Genomic DNA, 18,060 nt, shown 5'->3' with positions numbered 1-18,060 from the left:
GTCTGCTGTACGAGGGGGCCTGTAGCCGAGAGTCCGGCGCGGAAATCTCGCCGGCCCCAAGGCGATTCGGGCGATCGACGTGGCCCGATGCCCCGGGCGGGGGCGGTTTTTCTGCCGGCCGGGCGGCCGAACCGTCAGCCGCCCGGGGCGTACAGCGCCTCGGCGCCCCGGTCGACCAGGGCGCGCTTGTACGTCTCCAGCGTGTTCAACTCCTGCCAGACCAGCGCGTACTCGTCCGCGTCGCGGACCGGATCGATGCGCAGCAGGCGGGACTTGGCGTCCGCGATCCGGCGTTCGGCGGAGAACACCCGCAGGCGCACCAGGTTGCCGTCGGCGTAGGCCCGGTCCGGGTCGGCGGTGCGGTGCAGGCTCTCCACGGCAAGTTCGGTGACCATGTGCCGGACGACGTCGTCGGGTGCGGCCGTGCGCACCTCGGCGACCCAGTTCGCGGTCTGGGCAAGCTCGCAGCACACGCCGCCGGCGGCGGTGATCGCCGCACGCACGGCCGCGTACGGCGGCGCGGTGAACTCGTCGACCTCGTAGTGGTCGAACGCCGGTGCCACCAGCGCGGGAGCCTGCAACGCGAGCTTGAGCACCTCGCGTTGCACGGCCTGGCACATGTCGCGCGGGTCCGGTCGGAAGCCGGCCGGTCGTTGCGGGGCCTGCGGTTGCCGGCCGGGCTGTGCCGGGACCTGGCCCTGGTGGGCGCCCCGCTCGCCGCGCGCGGCGCGCTCGCGCTGCCACCGGTTGACCTGGGCGACCCGGGCGACCACGAACCGCTCGTCCAGGAAGCCGAGCATGGAGTCGAGGCGGACCGCGTAGGTGTGCCGCAGGGCCTGGTCCTTGATGCCCGCGATGACCGGCGCGGCCGCGTCCAGGGCGGCCACCCGGCCCTCGGCGGTGGACAGGTCGTGACCCTCGATCCGGGACTTGATGGCGAACTCGAACAGCGGGACGCGCGCGTCGATCAGACCGAGCACGGCCTCGTCGCCGTGTGCCAGGCGCAGGTCGCACGGGTCCAGGCCGCGCGGCTCGACCGCGACGAAGGTGCGGGTGACGAACTTCTGGTCCTCCTCGAACGCCCGCAGCGCGGCCTTTTGGCCGGCCGCGTCGCCGTCGAAGGTGAAGATCACCTCACCGCGGAACTCGCCGGAGTCCATCAGCAGCCGGCGCAGCACCTTGATGTGCTCGTCGCCGAAGGAGGTGCCGCACGTGGCGATCGCGGTGCCGGCTCCGGCGAGGTGGCAGGCCATCACGTCGGTGTAGCCCTCGACGATGACCGCCCGGCCGGATTTGGCGATCTCCTTCTTGGCCAGGTCCAGGCCGTAGAGCACCTGGGACTTCTTGTAGATCGGCGTCTCGGGGGTGTTCAGGTATTTGGGGCCGTTGTCGTCGTCGTAGAGCTTGCGCGCGCCGAAGCCGATCACGTCGCCGGTGATGTCGCGGATGGGCCAGATCAGCCGGCCCCGGAAGCGGTCCATCGGGCCGTTGCGGCCCTCGCTGGCCAGGCCGCCTTCGAGCATCTCCTGCGGGGTGAAGCCCTTGCCGCGCAGGAATCGCACCAGGTTCTCCCAGCCCTTGGGCGCGTAGCCGAGCGCGAACCGTTCGGCGGCGTCCTGCTCGAAGCCGCGGTCGGCGAGGAATTGGCGGGCGGTCTGGGCCTCGGGGCCGGCGAGCTGATCGGCGAACCAGCGTGCGGCGATCTTGTGCGCCTCGACCAGCCGGGTGCGCCGACCCTGTTGGCGGCCGGGTGTGTAGCCGCCCTCCTCGTAGCGCAGCTCGATGCCGTACTGCTGGGCCAGCCGCTCCACGGTCTCCGAGAACGTGGTGTGGTCCAGGCGCATGACGAAGTCGAGAACGTCGCCGCCTTCGCCGCAGCCGAAGCAGTACCAGAGGTTCTTCGCCGGGCTGACCTGGAAGGACGGGGACTTCTCGTCATGGAAGGGGCACAGCCCCTTGAAGTTTCCTCCGCCCGCGTTGCGCAGTTGCAGGTGTTGTTCGGCGATCTCCGCGATGCGTGCCGTCTCGCGGACCCGCCTGACGTCTTCCTCACGGATACGGCCGGCCACGATCGTCGAGTCTACGGGGCCGCGCGAGGGGTGGTGGCGCCGACCGGGCGGCTCACCGCGAGCTCAGCGCGGCGTGCAGGGTGATCGCGGCGCGGTCGGTGAGCGAGGCCACCTGGTCGACGACCACCCGCAGGCGGGCCGCGTCGTCCGCGGCCCGGGCCCAGTCCTCGCGCAGCGATGCGTCCAGTACCTCGGGGCCGCCGGCCACGAGCAGTTCGACCAGTTCGGTGATCACCGCGCGCTGGCGCTCGCGCAGCCGATCGGCGCCCTCGCGGGCCATCACGTAGCGCGCGGTGACCGCCTTGAGCACGGCGCATTCGAGCCGGATGTCGCGCGGGACGATCAGGTCGGCGGTGTAGCGGGCGACCGGGTCGGTGCCGTACAGCTCGCGGGTGGCGTGTTCGGCGGCCAGGCAGAAGCGGCCGATTAGACCGCTGGTGGCGTTCTTGAGCCGGGCTTGGGCCCGGCGCGAGCCGTCGTAGCCCACCGGCCAGAAGTCGAGCGCGAGCAGGCGGTCCAGCGCCTCGCCGAGTTCGTCGGCCGCGCAGTCGGGGCGGTAGCGGCGCACGGTGAGGTCGAGCAGTTCGCGTCGTTCGCCGGCGTCGCGCAGTCGGACCAGGTCGAGCCGGTGCGACTGCACCGCGTCCTCCAGGTCGTGCACCGAGTAGGCGACGTCGTCGGACCAGTCCATCACCTGGGCCTCCAGGCAACGGCGGTTCGGGTCGGCGCCGGCGCGCACCCACTCGAACACGGCCAGGTCGTCTTCGTAGGCGCCGTAGGAGTGGGTGTCGCGCCGGCGCGGCCACGGGTACTTGAGCACCGCGTCCAGCCCGGCGCGGGTCAGGTTCAGGCCCACACTGCGGCCGTCGGGGCCGAACGTCTTGGGTTCGAGCCGGGTGAGCAGGCGCAGGCTCTGGGCGTTGCCCTCGAAGCCGCCGCAGCTCTCGGCCGCCTCGTCCAGGGCGCGCTCGCCGTTGTGGCCGAACGGCGGGTGGCCCAGGTCGTGGGCCAGGCACGCGGTCTCCACCAGGTCCGGATCGCAGCCCAGCGCTTGGCCCAGCTCACGACCGATCTGGGCGCACTCGAGCGAGTGGGTCAGCCGGGTGCGCGGGCTGTCCTGGCCCGCGGCGGCGGTCTCGCCGGGGACCACGACCTGGGTCTTGCCCGCGAGGCGGCGCAGCGCGGCCGAGTGCAGCACCCGGGCCCGGTCGCGCTCGAACGCGGTGCGCCCGGGCCGCTTGTTGGGTTCGGGGACCCACCGGGCGAGATCCTCGGCTCCATAGTGGCCGCGCCCGGATCGATCTTCCGCCCCGGGACGGGCCGCGGGAAGTCCTGTCGTGCATGCCGATGTGCTGTCCACTTGTCCACATTAAGGAATGCCGCCGACATTCGACGAAGTCCGGGCCGCGAACACCGGGGGAAGCCTTCACCGCGCGTCGGACAACTTGCCGCGCAGTTGCAGCACCGCCTTGGTGTGGATCTGGCAGGTGCGGCTCTCGGTCACCCCGAGCACCTGGCCGATCTGGGACAGGGTCAGGCCCTCGAAGTAGTAGAGCGTCACGACGGTCTTCTCCCGTTCGGGCAGGGCGTTGACCGCGCGGGCGAGCAGGTGTCGCATCTCTCGGCTCTCGGCCACCTCGACCGGGTCGTCGGCGGTGGTGTCCTCCAGCGTGTCCACCAGGCTGAGCCGATCGCCGCCGTCCTGCCCGGTGTGCAGGAGTTCGTCCAGGGCCATCACGTTGATCAGCGAGAGTTGGCTGAAGATCGCGTGCAGGTCCTCCAGCGCGATGCCCATCTCGCGCGCGACCTCGACCTCCGAGGGCGTGCGATTGAGCTTCGCCTCCAGGCCCGCGTAGGCCAGTTCGACCGCGCGGGCCTTCTGCCGCACGGACCGGGGGATCCAGTCCAGCGCGCGCAGTTCGTCGATGATCGCGCCTCGGATGCGGCTGATCGCGTACGTCTCGAACTTGATCGCGCGGTCGAGGTCGAACTTCTCGATCGCGTCGATCAGGCCGAACATCCCGTACGAGACGAAGTCGGCCTGGTCCACATTGGCCGGAAGGCCGACGCCGACGCGCCCGGCGACGTACTTCACGAGCGGCGAGTAATTCAGGATGAGGCGTTCCCGCAGGGTGGGATCCCCCGAGCGCTTGAAGTCGCTCCAGAGGTTCTCCAGCGCGCGGTTGGAAGCGCCACCGTCCTCGACGGTGACGGCCGGTCCGTCCTGGGACGCGGCCGCGGTGGCGCTCTTACGCCCTGGGGTTTGCTTGGGCATGCGTGGCCTTGTGTCGTTCCACGGAGACGTGCGTGCAGATCTGGGTCCTCGCGAGCGTAGCGTGACCTGACGACTCCCGAGCGCTACGAAGATCCCGCCCGGCCCGGATCGGCCGGGTCGCGGCGGTGCGGCCGGGGCCGCGCGGATCGCCCCCGGCGGATTCGATCGGGCCGGCGGAGGCGGCTTCTGCCGGGGCCGAGGGCGCCGGTCGGGGCGGCCGGGCCGGCGGTTCGGCCGGACGGCGGGCGGCAGCGGGGATCCGGCCCGCGCGGTGCCGCCCACCGGCGATGATCCACCGATCGAGGGTGCCCGCGGGTCGGCCGGCCCGGGGCGGCGTGTGCATGTGCCCGATCGTGCTCGGCGTCCGCGCCGTGGCGCGCCCGCGCGCGGCGATCACGCCTCCCCGAACGGGTGTACCCGCCGCCCCGCGGGCCGGCCCGGCCGCCGCCGCAACCGGGAGGACGCGGGCCGGTACGGGCGTGTCGTCGCGTGTCGGGCCGACACCGCCCGGGCACGCGCGTTCGAGCGGACCGCGGGCGGCGTCGCGCCGGGTGCGCGGGCGCGGGTCGAACCGTCGGGCCCGGTCGCGATCCGCCGGTCGGGCGGGCGCGGCCGGCGGTGGGGCGATCCGGTCGGGGCCGCCGGTGTCGCCTTCCGCGGCCGCGGCCTCGGCCACGCTCTCGTCGGTCACGGGGTATGGCACCTCCTCGATTGGGCCTCCCCTCACGGTGATGATCACTGCCGCCCCAGGTCAAGCACCGCCACGGCGACGCCACCCCTTCGAGGTGCGATCGACCAGTTCGCGGGCGGCCAGGACGTCGAGATGGCGGCGGGTGGCGGCGGGCCCGATGCCGGCCTCGCGGGCGATCCGCGCCGTGGACGAGGTGCCCCGGTTCGGCACCGTCTCCAGGATCCGGCGCGTCGTCGGCGCCAGATCGTCGCCCGGCCGGACCGGGCCGGACAACACCGGCGCGAGGTCGTCGCCGATCAGCCCCACCTGTTCGATCACCTCGGCCGCCCGGGTGACCAGCACCGAGCCCGGCTCGCGCAGCAGCGCATGCACACCGGCCGAACTCGGCGATCCGACCGGCCCCGGCACGCCCATCACCTGGCGGCCCAGCCGCGCCGCCCGCCGCGCGCTGATCAGCGCCCCGCTGCGCAGCGCCGCCTCGACCACCACGGTGCCCCGGGTCAGCGCGGCGATCACCCGGTTCCGCTCGACGAAGCGGTAGCGGGTGGGATGCGCCCCCGGCGGCAGCTCGGTGACCAGGGTGCCCTCGTCGGCGATCCGGGCGAGCAGCCGCTCGTGGCCGCGCGGATAGTTCACGTCGATCCCGCACGCGAGCACCGCGACGGTCGGGCCGGCCACCACGAGCGCGCCGCGGTGCGCGGCGGCGTCCACCCCGTAGGCGCCGCCCGAGACCACCGTCCAGCCCGCCTCGACCAGGTCGGCGGCCAGCGTCGCGGCCACGTGCGCGCCGTAGTCGGTGCACGCCCGCGCGCCCACGACCGCCACCGAGCGCAGCGCGGCGAGCCGCAGCGGAACCGCGCCGCGCACCCACAGGCCCAGCGGCCGGACGTCCCCGAGGTCGTCGAGCTGGCTGGGCCAGCCCGGGTCGCCCGGGACCACGAAGGCGCCCCCCAGCCCGGCGATCCGGGCCAGGTCCCGCTCCGGGTCGTGCCCGCCCAGCCGAACCCGGTAGCCGGCCGGATCCCGCCGGGCCAGCTCGACCGGCAACGCGGCGCCGGACCGCAGGTCGGCCCACAGCCGGGCGGCGCCGTGGGTGCGCACCGCACGGCCGAACGCCGCGTCGCCCGGCTCCACCAGGCGGGTCAGCGCCGCCCGGGCCACCCGCTCCGCCGCGGCGTCCCGGGCGGGCGGGTCCGACTCGTCCCAGGGCAGCGGATCCGGCCCCGTCACGGCGCGGGCTCGCCGTCGCCGGCCGAGTCGCCCCGGACGATCCCGGTCCGCAGCTCCAGGGCCGCGTCCACGTCGGCCCGATCGGGCCGCTCGTGCCCGCGCAGGTCGGCGACGGTCCAGGCGACCCGCAACACCCGATCCAGGCCCCGGGCGGTGAGCAGGCCGCGCTCCATGTCCCGGGCGGCGCGATCCAGCGCGTCCGGCTCGACGCTCCAGCGGGTGCGCAGCTCGCGCCCGGGCACCTCGGCGTTGACCGCCCACCCGGTCCCGGCCAGCCGCCGGGCGGCCCGCTCCCGGGCCGCGAGCACCCGCGCGGCCACCACCGCGGACCGCTCCCCCGACCCCTCGGGTGCGAACAACTCGGCCCGGGAGACCGCGTCCACGGTCACCCGTACGTCGATCCGGTCCATCAGCGGCCCGGACAGCCGGGAGAGGTACTTGTGCCGCATCAGCACCGAGCACGTGCAGTCCAGGCCACGCCCGGAGAACCGCCCGCACGGGCACGGGTTGGCCGCCATCACCAGCAGGAACCGGGCCGGGAAGCACAACATCCCGCCGCTGCGCGCCACGGTGACCGTGCCCGACTCCAGCGGCTGCCGCAGTGCGTCCAGGACCCGCCCGGAAAATTCCGGGCTCTCGTCCAGAAACAGCACGCCCCGGTGGGCCAGCGAGACCGCGCCGGGGCGGGGCAGGCCGTTGCCGCCGCCCACGATCGCGGGCATCGTGGCGCTGTGGTGCGGTGCGCAGAACGGTGGCGTGGTCACCAGTGGCAGGTCCGGACGCAGCGTGCCGGCGATCGAGTGCACCGCGCTGACCTCCAGCGACGCCGGGCCGTCGAGCGCGGGCAGGATCCCGGGCAGCCGCTCGGCCAGCATCGTCTTGCCCGCCCCCGGGCTGCCGAGCAGGAAGAGGTGGTGTCCGCCCGCCGCGCACACCTCCAGCGCCCGCCGGGCCCGGCCCTGTCCCGCGACATCGGCCAGGTCGGGCGGTTCGGCGCCGGCCGGGGCGGGGCCCGCGGCCAGGGTGCCGACCACGGCCAGCGGATCCGGGCCCAGGCCGATGTCGGCCACCGCGTGTTCCGGCACGGGCACCGGCTCACCGCGCAGCAGGGCGAGCAGGTGGCGCAGCGAGGTCACCCCGCACACGGTGATGCCGGGCACCAACTCGGCCTCGCCGGCCACCACGGCGGGCACCACGACCCGGGCACAGCCCGCCGCGGCGGCGGCCATCACCGCCGGCAGGACCCCGCGCACCGGCCGCAGGCGCCCGTCCAGGCCCAGTTCGCCGACCATCACCAGGTCCTCGATCACGCGGGGGTCGAGCACACCCGCCGCGGCCAGCACGGCGGCGGCGATCGGCAGGTCGAACCCGGACCCGGTCTTGGGCACGGTCGCGGGTGACAGCCCCACCGTGAGCCGTCGCTGCGGCCACTCCTCTCCGCTGTTGACCAGCGCGGCGCGGACTCGTTCCTTGGACTCCACGAGGGTCTTGTCGGGGAGCCCCACCAGCGTGAACGTGGTCACGCCGGGCTCCAGATCGGCCTGGACCTCGACCACCACGCCGTCCACGCCCAGCAGGGTGACCGAGCGGGTACGTGCGAAGCCCACGATCAGCACACCCCCCGGATGTGCTCGACCCGGGCCGCCCCGCGCTCGGCCGGGATCACCGCGACCAGGTCGATCCGCACCTCGCGCCCCGGCGGGCCGCCGAGCGGGTGGGCCAGCAGCCAGCGCTCCGCGAGCAGCCGCAGCCGCTCCGCCTTGACCGCGCCGACCGCCTCCAGCGGGTGCTCGAAGCCGCCCGCCCGGCGGGTCTTGACCTCGCACACCACGAGCGTGGGCCCGTCCCGGGCGACGATGTCGATCTCACCGTCGCGACAGCGCCAGTTCCGATCCAGGACGGCCATCCCGGCCTCGATCAGGAACCGGGCCGCGACCCGTTCGCCGTACCGCCCCACCGCGGTGTTGCGCGACCGGCGGGCCGGGCCGGTCCCCTCCCGCGCGCCCCGGGGCCCGCTGCCCCGGTCTTCGCCGCCACCTGCTCCGATTCGCACGACGACCACCTCCGGTACCGACAGTGCCGGTGCCGAAGGTGGTCGAGAGCGCGTGCGCGACCGGCTGTGCACAAACCGGTCGTTGTGGATGCCGCCCTTGCGGGTAGGGAACCGCGTCCGGGCCGCTCAGCCGCCGAACCCTTCGTTGCCCGAGGGCATCTCGAACTCGCTCTTGGTCAATTCCTCGACGTTGACGTCCTTGAAGGTGAGGACTCGGACATTCTTCACGAAACGCGCGGGTCGATACATGTCCCACACCCACGCGTCCGCCATGGACAACTCGAAGAAGACCTCCCCGTCGGCCGACCTCACGTGCAGCTCGTACTGGTTGGTGAGGTAGAAGCGCCTTTCCGTCTCGATGACGTACTTGAAGAGACCCACGACGTCGCGGTACTCGCGGTAGAGCTGCAGCTCCATCTCGGTCTCGTACTTTTCGAGATCTTCCGCACTCATGCGCGCCCCTCGCTCCTGCGCTTCGCTGTCGTCTCCCATTGTGTACCGGCGACCCACGCGACCACCGGCGCACCATGGCACAACCGTCCGGGAGCCTGCGGGCGGCCCGGATCGGCCGGGCGGATCCCGGCCCGCCGGCCGTACCTCAGCCGTTCCACCACTCGAACGGCTCGTCGATCAGCTCGCCGGCCAGGAACGGCTCCAGCAGCTGCGGCAACCGGCCGGGATAGAACCGCGCCGGGGCGGCCGCGATCTCGGCCGGCGACCACCACACCGCCTCCTGGTACTCGGCCAGCTCCTCGGCCGTCCACTGCGACCGGTCCTCGCCGACCGTCGGCGCCCGCTCGGCGATCCGGACCAGGACCACGAACTCGTGTTGCACCCGCCGATGCCCCGGACGCACCCAGGTCACACTCCGCCGCCATGTGGGCGGGCCCACATCGGCGGGGGTGATCCGCAGGCCGGTCTCCTCCAGGATCTCCCGCACCGCCGCGTCGACGTAGGTCTCACCGGGGTCCAGGCCGCCGCCCGGCAGGTCGTACCACTGCGACGGATCGGATTCGGCGACCCGGGTGCGAAACAGCAGCACCCGGCCGTCCGGGTCGAGCAGCACCACGCGCACGGCGCGGCGTTCCAGGTCGGGAGCGAGGTCCGCGGGGTAGTCCGGAACCGGCTCCGGCACGTCTCCGGGCCATGACACGGGTTGAGTCGTCATCCACGGATTGTGCCCCGACCGCGAACGGCCGGGCCGCCCGGGAGAAGGATTCCCGAGCGACCCGGCCGTACCGACCGGCCCGAGGGCCCGTGGTCAGGCCGGCGGCGCTCCCGAGGGGTCGCGCGTGCTCACGCGTGCCTGCGGCGCGTCGTCCGCCCCGGCCCGGCGCCGGCGGCGCCACAGCACCAGCGGCACGGCCCCGATCAGGCCGGCCGCCATCGGCGTGCCGCCGATCACGTCGAGCCCCAGCCCCGGCTGATCGAACGTGCCCGGCACCCCGAGACCGTGGATCCGGTTCAGCGGCCACACCACGGTGAACGCGCGCCCGATCACCTGGTCCTTGTCCACGGTCCCGTTGAACGGCTGGTCCATGTGGTAGCGCGAGTCGGAGGAGTTGTCCCGGTTGTCGCCCATCAGCCAGATCCGGCCCTTGGGCACGGTCACGTCGAACACCTTCGTCGACGGGGCCACGCCCTTCTTGAGGTACGAACTCTCGTCCAACGGCTTCCCGTTGACCATCAGGCGACCCTGCGCGTCACAACACTGCACGCGGTCGCCACCCACCCCGATCACCCGCTTGATCAGGTCCTTCTCGTCCGCGGACGGCATCAGGCCGACCCAGGACATGCCCTTCTGCAACCCGCGCACGACCGCGTTGTCGGACTGCTTCGGGGCCTCCTGGAGCCAGTTGCCCGGGTCGTGGAAGACCACGACCTGGCCGCGCTCGGGCTCCGCGCCGAACCACGGCGAGAACTTGTTCACCAGCACCCGGTCGCCGACCTTGATGGTGTTCTCCATCGACTCCGAGGGAATCGAGAACGCCTGGACCAGGAAGGTCTTGATGAGCAGCGCCAGGACGATGGCGATCAGCAGGAGCAGCGGCAGTTCCTTCCAGAACGACCCCTTCTTCTTGCGCCGTTCGCCCGAGTCGGAGGCACCCTCGTCGTCGCCGGAGTCCTCCGGGCCGTGCGATCCACCGGGGCCGCCCGGGCCGCCGGGGTCGTTCGCGTCCGGCGGCGAACCGTCGCCCGGGCCGCCGGACGTGGGGGTCGGACCCACCGGCGGGAAGACCGGCGCCGCGTCCGGGACGCCCCCCGGTCGCTTCCCCAGATCCGGCCCCGGGCGTTTCACCGGATCGGACGACTGCGCCGGCCCGTCCCCGCTCGTTGGTTGGGTCGGTGGCGCTCCGGGATCGTGCGGCGCGTCGGTCGGGTACCGCTCCTGCGGCTCCCGCCCACGATCGTCGTCTCCACCAGCGGATCGCGCTCCGATCACGACTTCCCCCACGGCGCCTCCTCGTACCCGTGCAGGCCGGACGGCACCCGGTCGGGGCTGTCCACCGGCTGCCCACAGCTCTGTCTTGATGATTTCCGACCCGTGCCGCGCACGTTGCCGGGTCGATGTCGGCCCCAAGGGTCCGGCATGCGCCGGCGCGAGCGTACACGTCGGCGTAGCAGGACCAGCGGAACCGCACCCACCATTCCCATAACGACCGGGGTGGGCGGGGGAATCGCAACCGACAGGGCTTTGTTCCCGAACGTTTCCGGAACGGGCAGGCGATGCGCCCGGCCGAACGGCCAGGCCACCACGAAGGCCCGGCCGACCACGTCACCCTCCGGGATCGTGCCCTGGTAGGGCCGATCCATATGTGCCCGCGAGTCGGCCGAGTCACCGCGATGGTCGCCCATCACCCACAACCGACCCTTGGGCACGGTCACGCTGAATCTCTTTTCCGAGGGCGCGTTGCCCTTGTACAGGTACGGCTCGTCCAGCGGGACACCGTTGACGGTGATCCGACCGGAGGGGTCGCAGCAGGCCACCGTATCGCCGCCGACCCCGATCACCCGCTTGATCAGGTCCTGTTCGTCGTCCGAGGGCAACATGCCGACGAACACCAGACCCTGCTTGATCTGCTTGAGCACGGGCGGCGGGTCGTCCGACTTCTTCTTGCCCAGCCAACCGCCCGGATCCCGGAAGACCACCACCTCGCCGCGTTCGGGGGTCCACCCGAACCACGGCGAGAACTTGTCCACCAGCACCCGGTCGCCGATGTCGATGGTGTGCTCCATCGAACCGGACGGGATGTAGAACGCCTGCACGAGGAAGGTCTTGATGAGCAGCGCGAGCGCGAGCGCGATCACCGCCAGCATCGGCAACTCGCGCCACAGCGGCACCACCTTGTCCTTGCGCCGCGAGCGCCGGCCCCGCCGCCGCCGCCGGGTGGGCGTACCCGCCTCGACCGAGGGCGCCGCGCGCGATACGGGCGCCGGCACCGGCGGTTCGGCCTCGCCGAGCACCACCGCGCCGGCTGCTCCCGCGGGCGGGGCACCGGGGACGGGGACGTCCGCGCCGGTGGCCGGCCCCGACGTGCGGGCTGCGGCGCGGGCACCCTTGGGCTTGCCGCGCTTACCCACGACGGTCGAAGTCCGACCGCTCGAACGTCCTCGGCCGGTCCGCGCCCTGGATTCGACCGAACGGCCAGATGATCCACTGCGCCCGCCCGATCACTCGGCTCTCGGGCACCATGCCGCCGCCCGGGTCGCCCAGGTGGTCGCGCGAGTCGGCCGAGTTGCTGCGGTGGTCACCCATGACCCACAGCTTGCCCTTGGGCACCTCGGCTTCGAAGGGGAAGTCCGAGGGCTTGTCGCCCGGATGCAGATAGTCGCCCTCGTCGAGCGGCACGCCGTTGACGGTGACCCGCCCCTGCGCGTCGCAACACTTGACCACGTCGCCGCCGACCCCGATCACCCGCTTCACGAAGTCGCTGTCGTCCGGGTTGGTGAAGCCGAACACCCCGCCGAGCTTGCGCAGTGCGCCGGCCACCGGATTGGGCTTGTCGGTGTCCTCGGGGGTGAACGAGCCGCGGCCGTCGAAGACGATCATGTCGCCGCGTCGGATGTCCCCGAATCGATAGGCGAGTTTGTTGACCAGCACCCGGTCGCCGACCTGGAGCGTGTTCTCCATCGAACCGCTCGGGATCACGAACGGCTGGGCCACCCACGAGTTCACCGCGAGCACCACGACCATCGCCACCGCGACCAGGAGCGGCAGTTCGACCCACGCGGGCATCCGCCGCCGGCGCGGCGCGGGGGGCGGGTCGTCGGTGCCGTCGGTGCCATCGGTGCCGTCACCGCTGTCGTCATCGGTGTCTGCGGGGGCGTCCGCCGGCTCGACGGGCTCGTCCCGCTCCGCGGCCGGGTCGCGGTCGGCGTCGGGGGCGTGGGCGGGGGCCGGAACCGGGGCGGTGGCGCCGTCCGCGTCCGCGGCGGGCTTCGGGGCGGCGGCGGGTTCGGCGGTCGCGGCCGACTCCCGGGTCGGGTTCGGGGCCGAATCCTTTGCCGGAATCGGAGACTTCGCCGCCTCCGTGACCGTGGCGACGGCCCCCTCGGAGCCGCTCTCGCCGCCGCCGGCGCTCCGCGCCTGCTCCGAGACACGCGAAGGCCGCGCCTCCACGACCTCGGTGGACGAGGTGCCGGCGGATTCCTCCGCCGTGGAGGCACGGCCTTTGCTCTGCTCTGCGTCGTCCATCACGAACGAGACTAGCGTCCGGGTCGCCTCGACAGGGCCGAGGCACCCCGGGTTGGAACGTACGGGTCAGCGGCCCGGACGGTCCGTGCGCTTCTCCTTGATCTTCGCAGCCTTGCCGCGCAGGTCGCGCATGTAGTACAGCTTCGCGCGACGGACCGCACCGCGGGTGACCAGCTCGATCTTCTCGATCACCGGGGTGTGCACCGGGAAGGTGCGCTCCACGCCGACGCCGTAGCTGACCTTGCGGACCGTGAAGGTCTCGCGCACGCCGTCACCCTGGCGACGCAGGACGAAGCCCTGGAAGACCTGGACGCGGGACTTGTTGCCTTCGATGACTCGCACGTGCACCTTGAGGGTGTCACCGGGACGGAAGTCCGGGACGTCGTCCCGCAGGGATGCGGCATCGATGTGGTCGAGCTTGTTCATCTCGCGTCGCTTTCTCGTGGGTGCCACAGGTCACCCACGGGTTTCGTGGTCACAGGTGTGGGGTCGCCGCTCCCGAGTGGCGCTCCCCCTGTGGCAGGGGTGCCGTCCGGCTCCCGGGGAACCCGGTCCGGATCGGGACATGGCAACAGCGTCTCAGTCTGCCACAGGTGTATCGGCCGGCCGAAACCGGCCGTCCCGCTCGACCCAGCCCAGCTCGGCGAGGGTGGCCCGATCCTTCTTGTCCACGGCCCCCGGATCGATCCGGGCGATCAGGTCGGGCCGGTGCGCGGCGGTCCGGCGCAGCGCCTCGTCCCGCCGCCAGCGGGCGATCGCGCCGTGGTTCCCGGACACCGTGATCGGCGGCACCTCGCGACCGCGCCACTCGGCGGGCTTGGTGTACACCGGCCCTTCGAGCAGGTTGGCCATCGCGCCCGGGGCGAACGAGTCGTCCCGGTGCGATTCGGCGTTGCCGAGCACACCGGGCAGCAGCCGGGCCACCGCCTCGACCATGACGAGCACGGCCACCTCGCCGCCGGCGAGCACGTAGTCGCCGATCGACACCTCGTCCACCCGCATCCGGGTCGCCGCCTCGTCGAGCACCCGCCGGTCGATGCCCTCGTACCGGGCCGGTGCGAACAACAACCACGGCTCGTCGGCCAGTTCGACCGCGAGGTCCTGGGTGAACGGCCGCCCGGAGGGGGTCGGCACGATCATCCGGGGCACCGGGGCCGCCTCGCTCGCGCCTCGCTCGAGCACCGCGTCCAGCGCGAGGCCCCACGGCTCGGGCTTCATCACCATGCCGGGGCCGCCGCCGTACGGGGTGTCGTCGACGGTCTTGTGCACGTCGTACGTCCAGTCCCGCAACTGGTGCAGGTGTACGTCGATGAGCCCCTTGGCGCATGCCTTGCCGACCAGGGAGACGTCCAGCGGCGCGAGATATTCGGGGAAGATCGTGACGACGTCGATCCTCACGAGGGGTCCTGCTCGGACTCCGAATCCGACTGCGACTGCCGCGTCGGTCCCGGCTCGGGCTCGGCGTCGGGCTTCGCCGCGGCCCGGGCGGCCTTCGCCTCGGCCCGTTCGGCGGCCGTGAGCTTCTTCGGCTTGGCCTTCTTCGGCTTGCGCTCGCGCGGCTCGGCCTCGGTCGCATCCGGATCCGGTACCGCGAGCACCGCGTTCTCCGCGTCCAGCAGACCCGGCGGCGGGGTGATCACCGCGCGCTGGTTCTCCAGGTCGATCTCCGGGACGATCTGGTGCACGAACGGGATCATCACCTCGCGACCATCCGAGCGCCGGACCAGGAGCAGGTCCTGCGAGGGCAGGTGCACGACCTCGGTCAGCTCGCCGACCGCCTCGCCGTCCGCGGTGACCACGTCGAGCCCGATCAGCTGGTGGTCGTAGTACTCCTCGGGGTCCTCGGGGAGTTCCTCGGGGTCGATCTCGGCGATCAGCAGCGTGTTGCGCAGCGCCTCGGCGCCGCTGCGGGTGGTCACGCCCTCGATGGTGAGCAGCAGCCGGCCACTGTGCACCCGACCGTCGGCGATGGTCAGCGGGCCGACCGAGGGGGGATCCGTCATCAGCACCGCCCCGGGCGCAAGCCGCAGTTCCGGCTCGTCGGTACGGACCTCGACGGTCACCTGGCCCTTGATGCCGTGTGCCTTGCCGATACGGCCGACCACAAGCTGCACCTGCGACTCCTCAATCTCTGCCCGATGGGACCTCATGCCCGGGGCAGGAGGGGGAAATGCCAAGTCGGCGGAAATGCCGGGACTGTAGATGCCAAGAAGCTGCCCGGCGGATGATTCCGCCGGGCAGCTCCCGGTTGGACGTGATGTCCGGGTACGTCAGCGAACCTGGTCGACGTCGACGAGGTCGACGCGGACTCCCCGGCCGCCGAGCGCGGTCACGACGGTGCGCAGCGCACGCGCGGTGCGACCGCCTCGACCGATGACCTTCCCGAGGTCTTCGGGGTGGACCCGAACCTCGAGAATGCGGCCGCGGCGGAGATTACGCGCCCGTACCTTGACCTCGTCCGGATGCTCGACGATGCCCTTGACCAAGTGTTCGAGGGCTTCCTCGAGCACGGTCAGCCCTCGTTAGCGGCGGTCTCGGCGGCGGCTTCGCCCTCGGCGGCCGGAGTCTCGGTCTCGGCGGCAGCCTCGACCTTCTTCTCCTTCTTGGCCTTCGGCGTGGTGGCGCCGTCCTTGGGCTCGTCCATCGCCTCACGGGCGGCGGCCTCGAAGAGCGACTTCTTGTCGGCCTTCTCCGCGGCGACGAGCAGCGGGGCCGGGGCCGGCAGACCCTTGTGCTTCTGCCAGTCGCCGGTGAGCTTGAGGATGTGCGCGACCGGCTCGGTCGGCTGCGCGCCGACACCCAGCCAGTAGAGCGCCCGCTCGGAGTCGACCTCGATGCGCGAGGGGTTCTCCATCGGGTGGTAGATACCGATCTCCTCGATCGCCCGACCGTCACGCTTGGTGCGGGCGTCGGCGACGACGATGCGGTAGTGGGGCGAACGGATCTTGCCCAGGCGCTTCAGCTTGATCTTGACTGCCACGAGAGTGGTGTCTCCTGCATCTTGACGTGGGTGAACAGCCGGCATTCACGTGGGGACATGAGGCTCGGCTGATCGTGGACACGGTAAGCATGCGGAGAGAGGGTCCGGCAATGCCCCGGGTACTCAGCTGGCCATTCTGCCAGACTTCCGGGCCCCGGCCAAAGCCGGGCGCAAACTCGACCGGCCGAGGGTCGCGCGGCTTTTAGAATGCAAGCCGCATCGCCCTTCTCCCACTCCAGTAGTTAGGTCGCCACGGTCTCATGCGTTGGTCCGAACTGTACGTACCCACCCTCCGCCAGGACCCCGCCGATGCCGACGCGGTCAGTCACCGTCTGCTCGTCCGCGCGGGGTACATCCGCCAGCTGATGGCCGGCCACTACTCGCTGCTGCCGCTCGCAGTGCGGGTGCGGGCGAAGGTGGTCGCGATCATCCGCGAGGAGATGAACCGGATCGGCTCGCAGGAGATGATCCTGCCGACCATGCACCCGGCCGAGATCTGGCAGAAGAGCGGTCGCTGGGAGGTCATGGGCGACGAGATGTTCCGGCTCAAGGACCGCAAGGGCTCGGACCTCGCGCTGGGCATGACGCACGAGGAGATCTTCACCACCCTCGCGCACGAGCTCAGCTCCTACCGCGACCTGCCGCAGACCTGGTACCAGTTCCAGACCAAGTTCCGCGACGAGCCGCGGCCCAAGAGCGGTCTGATCCGGGTGCGCGAGTTCACCATGAAGGACTCGTACAGCTTCGACCTGGACGCCGAGGGGCTGGACCGCTCGTTCGAGGCGCACCGGCAGGCGTACGTGCGGATCTTCCAGCGCCTGGGCATTCCGGCGATCGCGGTGCAGGCGTCCAGCGGCACCATGGGCGGCAGCGGCTCGACCGAGTTCATGTGCCCCTCGGCCGCCGGCGAGGACCTCGTCGTGCACTGTCCGAACTGCGACTACGCGGCCAACGTCGAGAAGGCCACCTCGCAGCTCGCGGCGATCGAGGACGGCCCCGGGCTCGATGCGCCGGAGCGGTTCGACACCCCGGGCATCAAGACCATCGAGAACCTGACCAAGGCGCACGGCGTGCCGGCCGACCGGCAGATCAAGACCCTGGTCTACATGGTCGGCGGGCAGCTCACCCTGGCCCTGCTGCGCGGCGACCACGCGCTGGTCGAGCAGAAGCTGATCGACACCACCGGCTCCACCGACGTGCGCCCGGCGACGCCGGACGAGATCAAGGCCGCGCTCGGCGCCTACCCGGGCAGCCTGGGCGGGGTCGGCGTGCGCGACCTGCCGATCCTGGCCGACCAGGCGCTGCGCGGTCGCCGGGACATGGTGACCGGTGCCAACGTCGACAAGGTGCACGTGCGCGGCGTGGACGTGGAGCGGGACATCGCCGTGGGCACCTGGGCCGACCTGCGCGAGGTGGTGGCCGGCGAGCCGTGCCCCGCCTGCGGCACCGGCCTGGAGGTCGAGCAGACGGTCGAGATCGGCCACATCTTCAAGCTCGGCTACAAGTACACCGAGGCCCTGGGCGTGAACGTGCTGGGCGCGGACGGTGAGCGGGTCACCCCGATCATGGGCAGCTACGGGATCGGCGTCGAGCGCGCGATGGCCGCGGTCGTGGAGACGCACCACGACAAGAACGGCATCGTCTGGCCGGTCGCGGTGGCGCCGTTCGAGGTCGCGGTCGCGCTCCTGGACGTGGACGACGAGAAGTCGCGCGGCACCGCCGAGGAGATCTACGCCGAACTGGTCCGGCAGCGGGTGGACACGATCCTGGACGACCGCGCCGAGCGTCCCGGGGTGAAGTTCAAGGACATCGAACTGGTCGGCATCCCGTTCCGGGTCACCGTCGGCGCCCGCAGCCTGGCCGAGGGCAACGTGGAGATCGTCTCGCGCGCGAGCGGCGAGAAGGCCATGGTCCCGGTCGCCGAGGCGGTCGAGTACGTGCGCAAGCTGGTCCTCGACGCGAGCTGACCACGGCTGCGATGCGCCGACCCTGTACCGACCCGACACCTGCCCGGTGCCGGGTCGGTGCCGGGTCGCGGTGCCCGGCGGGCGATCTCCTCGACCCGC

17 protein-coding genes are annotated in these 18,060 nt (G+C 72.2%); 1 reads left to right on the top strand and 16 read right to left on the bottom strand.

Annotation, left to right across the window (positions count from 1 at the left end):
- Nucleotides 1-134 precede the first annotated feature (134 nt).
- From dnaG to rpsP, 16 genes are all read right to left on the bottom strand, one after another.
- Entirely contained in the window at nt 135-2,069 is a 1,935-nt protein-coding gene (dnaG, locus tag ACIBM5_RS13535; protein ID WP_391581407.1) for a DNA primase, read from the bottom strand.
- Nucleotides 2,070-2,121: 52 nt separating this feature from the next.
- On the bottom strand, nt 2,122-3,429 hold the full coding sequence (locus tag ACIBM5_RS13530) for a deoxyguanosinetriphosphate triphosphohydrolase (RefSeq protein WP_396006984.1): 1,308 nt from the start codon (nt 3,427-3,429) through the stop codon (nt 2,122-2,124).
- Between the two features lie 66 nt (nt 3,430-3,495).
- Complete coding sequence (whiG, locus tag ACIBM5_RS13525; RefSeq protein WP_020553224.1) at nt 3,496-4,344, bottom strand: RNA polymerase sigma factor WhiG; 849 nt, start codon at nt 4,342-4,344, stop codon at nt 3,496-3,498.
- Between the two features lie 751 nt (nt 4,345-5,095).
- Nucleotides 5,096-6,265 (bottom strand): DNA-processing protein DprA, encoded by a 1,170-nt coding sequence (gene dprA, locus ACIBM5_RS13520; RefSeq protein WP_396006982.1) that lies wholly within the window; start codon nt 6,263-6,265, stop codon nt 5,096-5,098.
- Nucleotides 6,262-7,872 carry a YifB family Mg chelatase-like AAA ATPase gene (locus tag ACIBM5_RS13515; RefSeq protein WP_396006980.1) on the bottom strand — a complete coding sequence of 537 codons (1,611 nt, stop codon included), beginning with the start codon at nt 7,870-7,872 and terminating at the stop codon, nt 6,262-6,264. Before ACIBM5_RS13515 ends, dprA begins: the two co-directional genes overlap by 4 nt.
- A 2-nt stretch (nt 7,873-7,874) precedes the next feature.
- On the bottom strand, nt 7,875-8,318 hold the full coding sequence (locus tag ACIBM5_RS13510) for a YraN family protein (protein WP_396006978.1): 444 nt from the start codon (nt 8,316-8,318) through the stop codon (nt 7,875-7,877).
- A gap of 126 nt (nt 8,319-8,444) precedes the next feature.
- Nucleotides 8,445-8,771: a DUF2469 domain-containing protein gene (locus tag ACIBM5_RS13505; protein WP_020553228.1), complete on the bottom strand. Its 327-nt coding sequence runs from the start codon at nt 8,769-8,771 to the stop codon at nt 8,445-8,447.
- A gap of 145 nt (nt 8,772-8,916) precedes the next feature.
- Entirely contained in the window at nt 8,917-9,486 is a 570-nt protein-coding gene (locus tag ACIBM5_RS13500; protein ID WP_391581402.1) for an NUDIX hydrolase, read from the bottom strand.
- Between the two features lie 93 nt (nt 9,487-9,579).
- Nucleotides 9,580-10,545, bottom strand: coding sequence for a signal peptidase I (gene lepB, locus ACIBM5_RS13495; RefSeq protein ID WP_396006977.1), 966 nt, complete (start codon nt 10,543-10,545; stop codon nt 9,580-9,582).
- 212 nt (nt 10,546-10,757) lie between these two features.
- The gene (gene lepB / locus ACIBM5_RS13490; RefSeq protein WP_396006976.1) at nt 10,758-11,900 is read right to left on the bottom strand and encodes a signal peptidase I; all 1,143 of its coding nucleotides are present in this window, start codon (nt 11,898-11,900) and stop codon (nt 10,758-10,760) included.
- Complete coding sequence (gene lepB, locus ACIBM5_RS13485) at nt 11,893-13,014, bottom strand: signal peptidase I (protein WP_396006975.1); 1,122 nt, start codon at nt 13,012-13,014, stop codon at nt 11,893-11,895. Before lepB (ACIBM5_RS13485) ends, lepB (ACIBM5_RS13490) begins: the two co-directional genes overlap by 8 nt.
- Nucleotides 13,015-13,080: 66 nt before the next feature.
- Entirely contained in the window at nt 13,081-13,440 is a 360-nt protein-coding gene (gene rplS, locus ACIBM5_RS13480; RefSeq protein WP_020553234.1) for a 50S ribosomal protein L19, read from the bottom strand.
- A 153-nt stretch (nt 13,441-13,593) separates the two neighbouring features.
- Complete coding sequence (gene trmD / locus ACIBM5_RS13475; protein ID WP_396006974.1) at nt 13,594-14,412, bottom strand: tRNA (guanosine(37)-N1)-methyltransferase TrmD; 819 nt, start codon at nt 14,410-14,412, stop codon at nt 13,594-13,596.
- A complete protein-coding gene (rimM, locus tag ACIBM5_RS13470) occupies nt 14,409-15,128 on the bottom strand; it encodes a ribosome maturation factor RimM (protein ID WP_396006973.1) in 720 nt (239 codons plus the stop codon). Before rimM ends, trmD begins: the two co-directional genes overlap by 4 nt.
- Nucleotides 15,129-15,284: 156 nt before the next feature.
- Nucleotides 15,285-15,524: an RNA-binding protein gene (locus ACIBM5_RS13465; RefSeq protein WP_020553237.1), complete on the bottom strand. Its 240-nt coding sequence runs from the start codon at nt 15,522-15,524 to the stop codon at nt 15,285-15,287.
- 2 nt (nt 15,525-15,526) lie between these two features.
- Entirely contained in the window at nt 15,527-15,994 is a 468-nt protein-coding gene (gene rpsP / locus ACIBM5_RS13460; protein WP_126642843.1) for a 30S ribosomal protein S16, read from the bottom strand.
- Nucleotides 15,995-16,254: 260 nt separating this feature from the next.
- Here rpsP and ACIBM5_RS13455 point away from each other — a divergent pair, with 260 nt between their 5' ends.
- Nucleotides 16,255-17,961 carry a proline--tRNA ligase gene (locus tag ACIBM5_RS13455; protein WP_396006972.1) on the top strand — a complete coding sequence of 569 codons (1,707 nt, stop codon included), beginning with the start codon at nt 16,255-16,257 and terminating at the stop codon, nt 17,959-17,961.
- Nucleotides 17,962-18,060 lie beyond the last annotated feature (99 nt).

The sequence above is a fragment of the Embleya sp. NPDC050493 genome (genome assembly GCF_044458105.1).
Classification (GTDB): domain Bacteria; phylum Actinomycetota; class Actinomycetes; order Streptomycetales; family Streptomycetaceae; genus Embleya.
Note: the sequence above shows the minus strand (reverse complement) of the source record. Positions and strands in the feature narration are given on the sequence as shown.

Coding starts and splice junctions, on each gene's coding strand:
- ACIBM5_RS13500 (WP_391581402.1), bottom strand. CDS start 9,486: ATGACGACTCAACCCGTGTCATGGCCCGGAGACGTGCCGGAGCCGGTT.
- rplS (WP_020553234.1), bottom strand. CDS start 13,440: ATGAACAAGCTCGACCACATCGATGCCGCATCCCTGCGGGACGACGTC.
- ACIBM5_RS13455 (WP_396006972.1), top strand. CDS start 16,255: ATGCGTTGGTCCGAACTGTACGTACCCACCCTCCGCCAGGACCCCGCC.
- whiG (WP_020553224.1), bottom strand. CDS start 4,344: ATGCCCAAGCAAACCCCAGGGCGTAAGAGCGCCACCGCGGCCGCGTCC.
- lepB (WP_396006975.1), bottom strand. CDS start 13,014: ATGGACGACGCAGAGCAGAGCAAAGGCCGTGCCTCCACGGCGGAGGAA.
- ACIBM5_RS13505 (WP_020553228.1), bottom strand. CDS start 8,771: ATGAGTGCGGAAGATCTCGAAAAGTACGAGACCGAGATGGAGCTGCAG.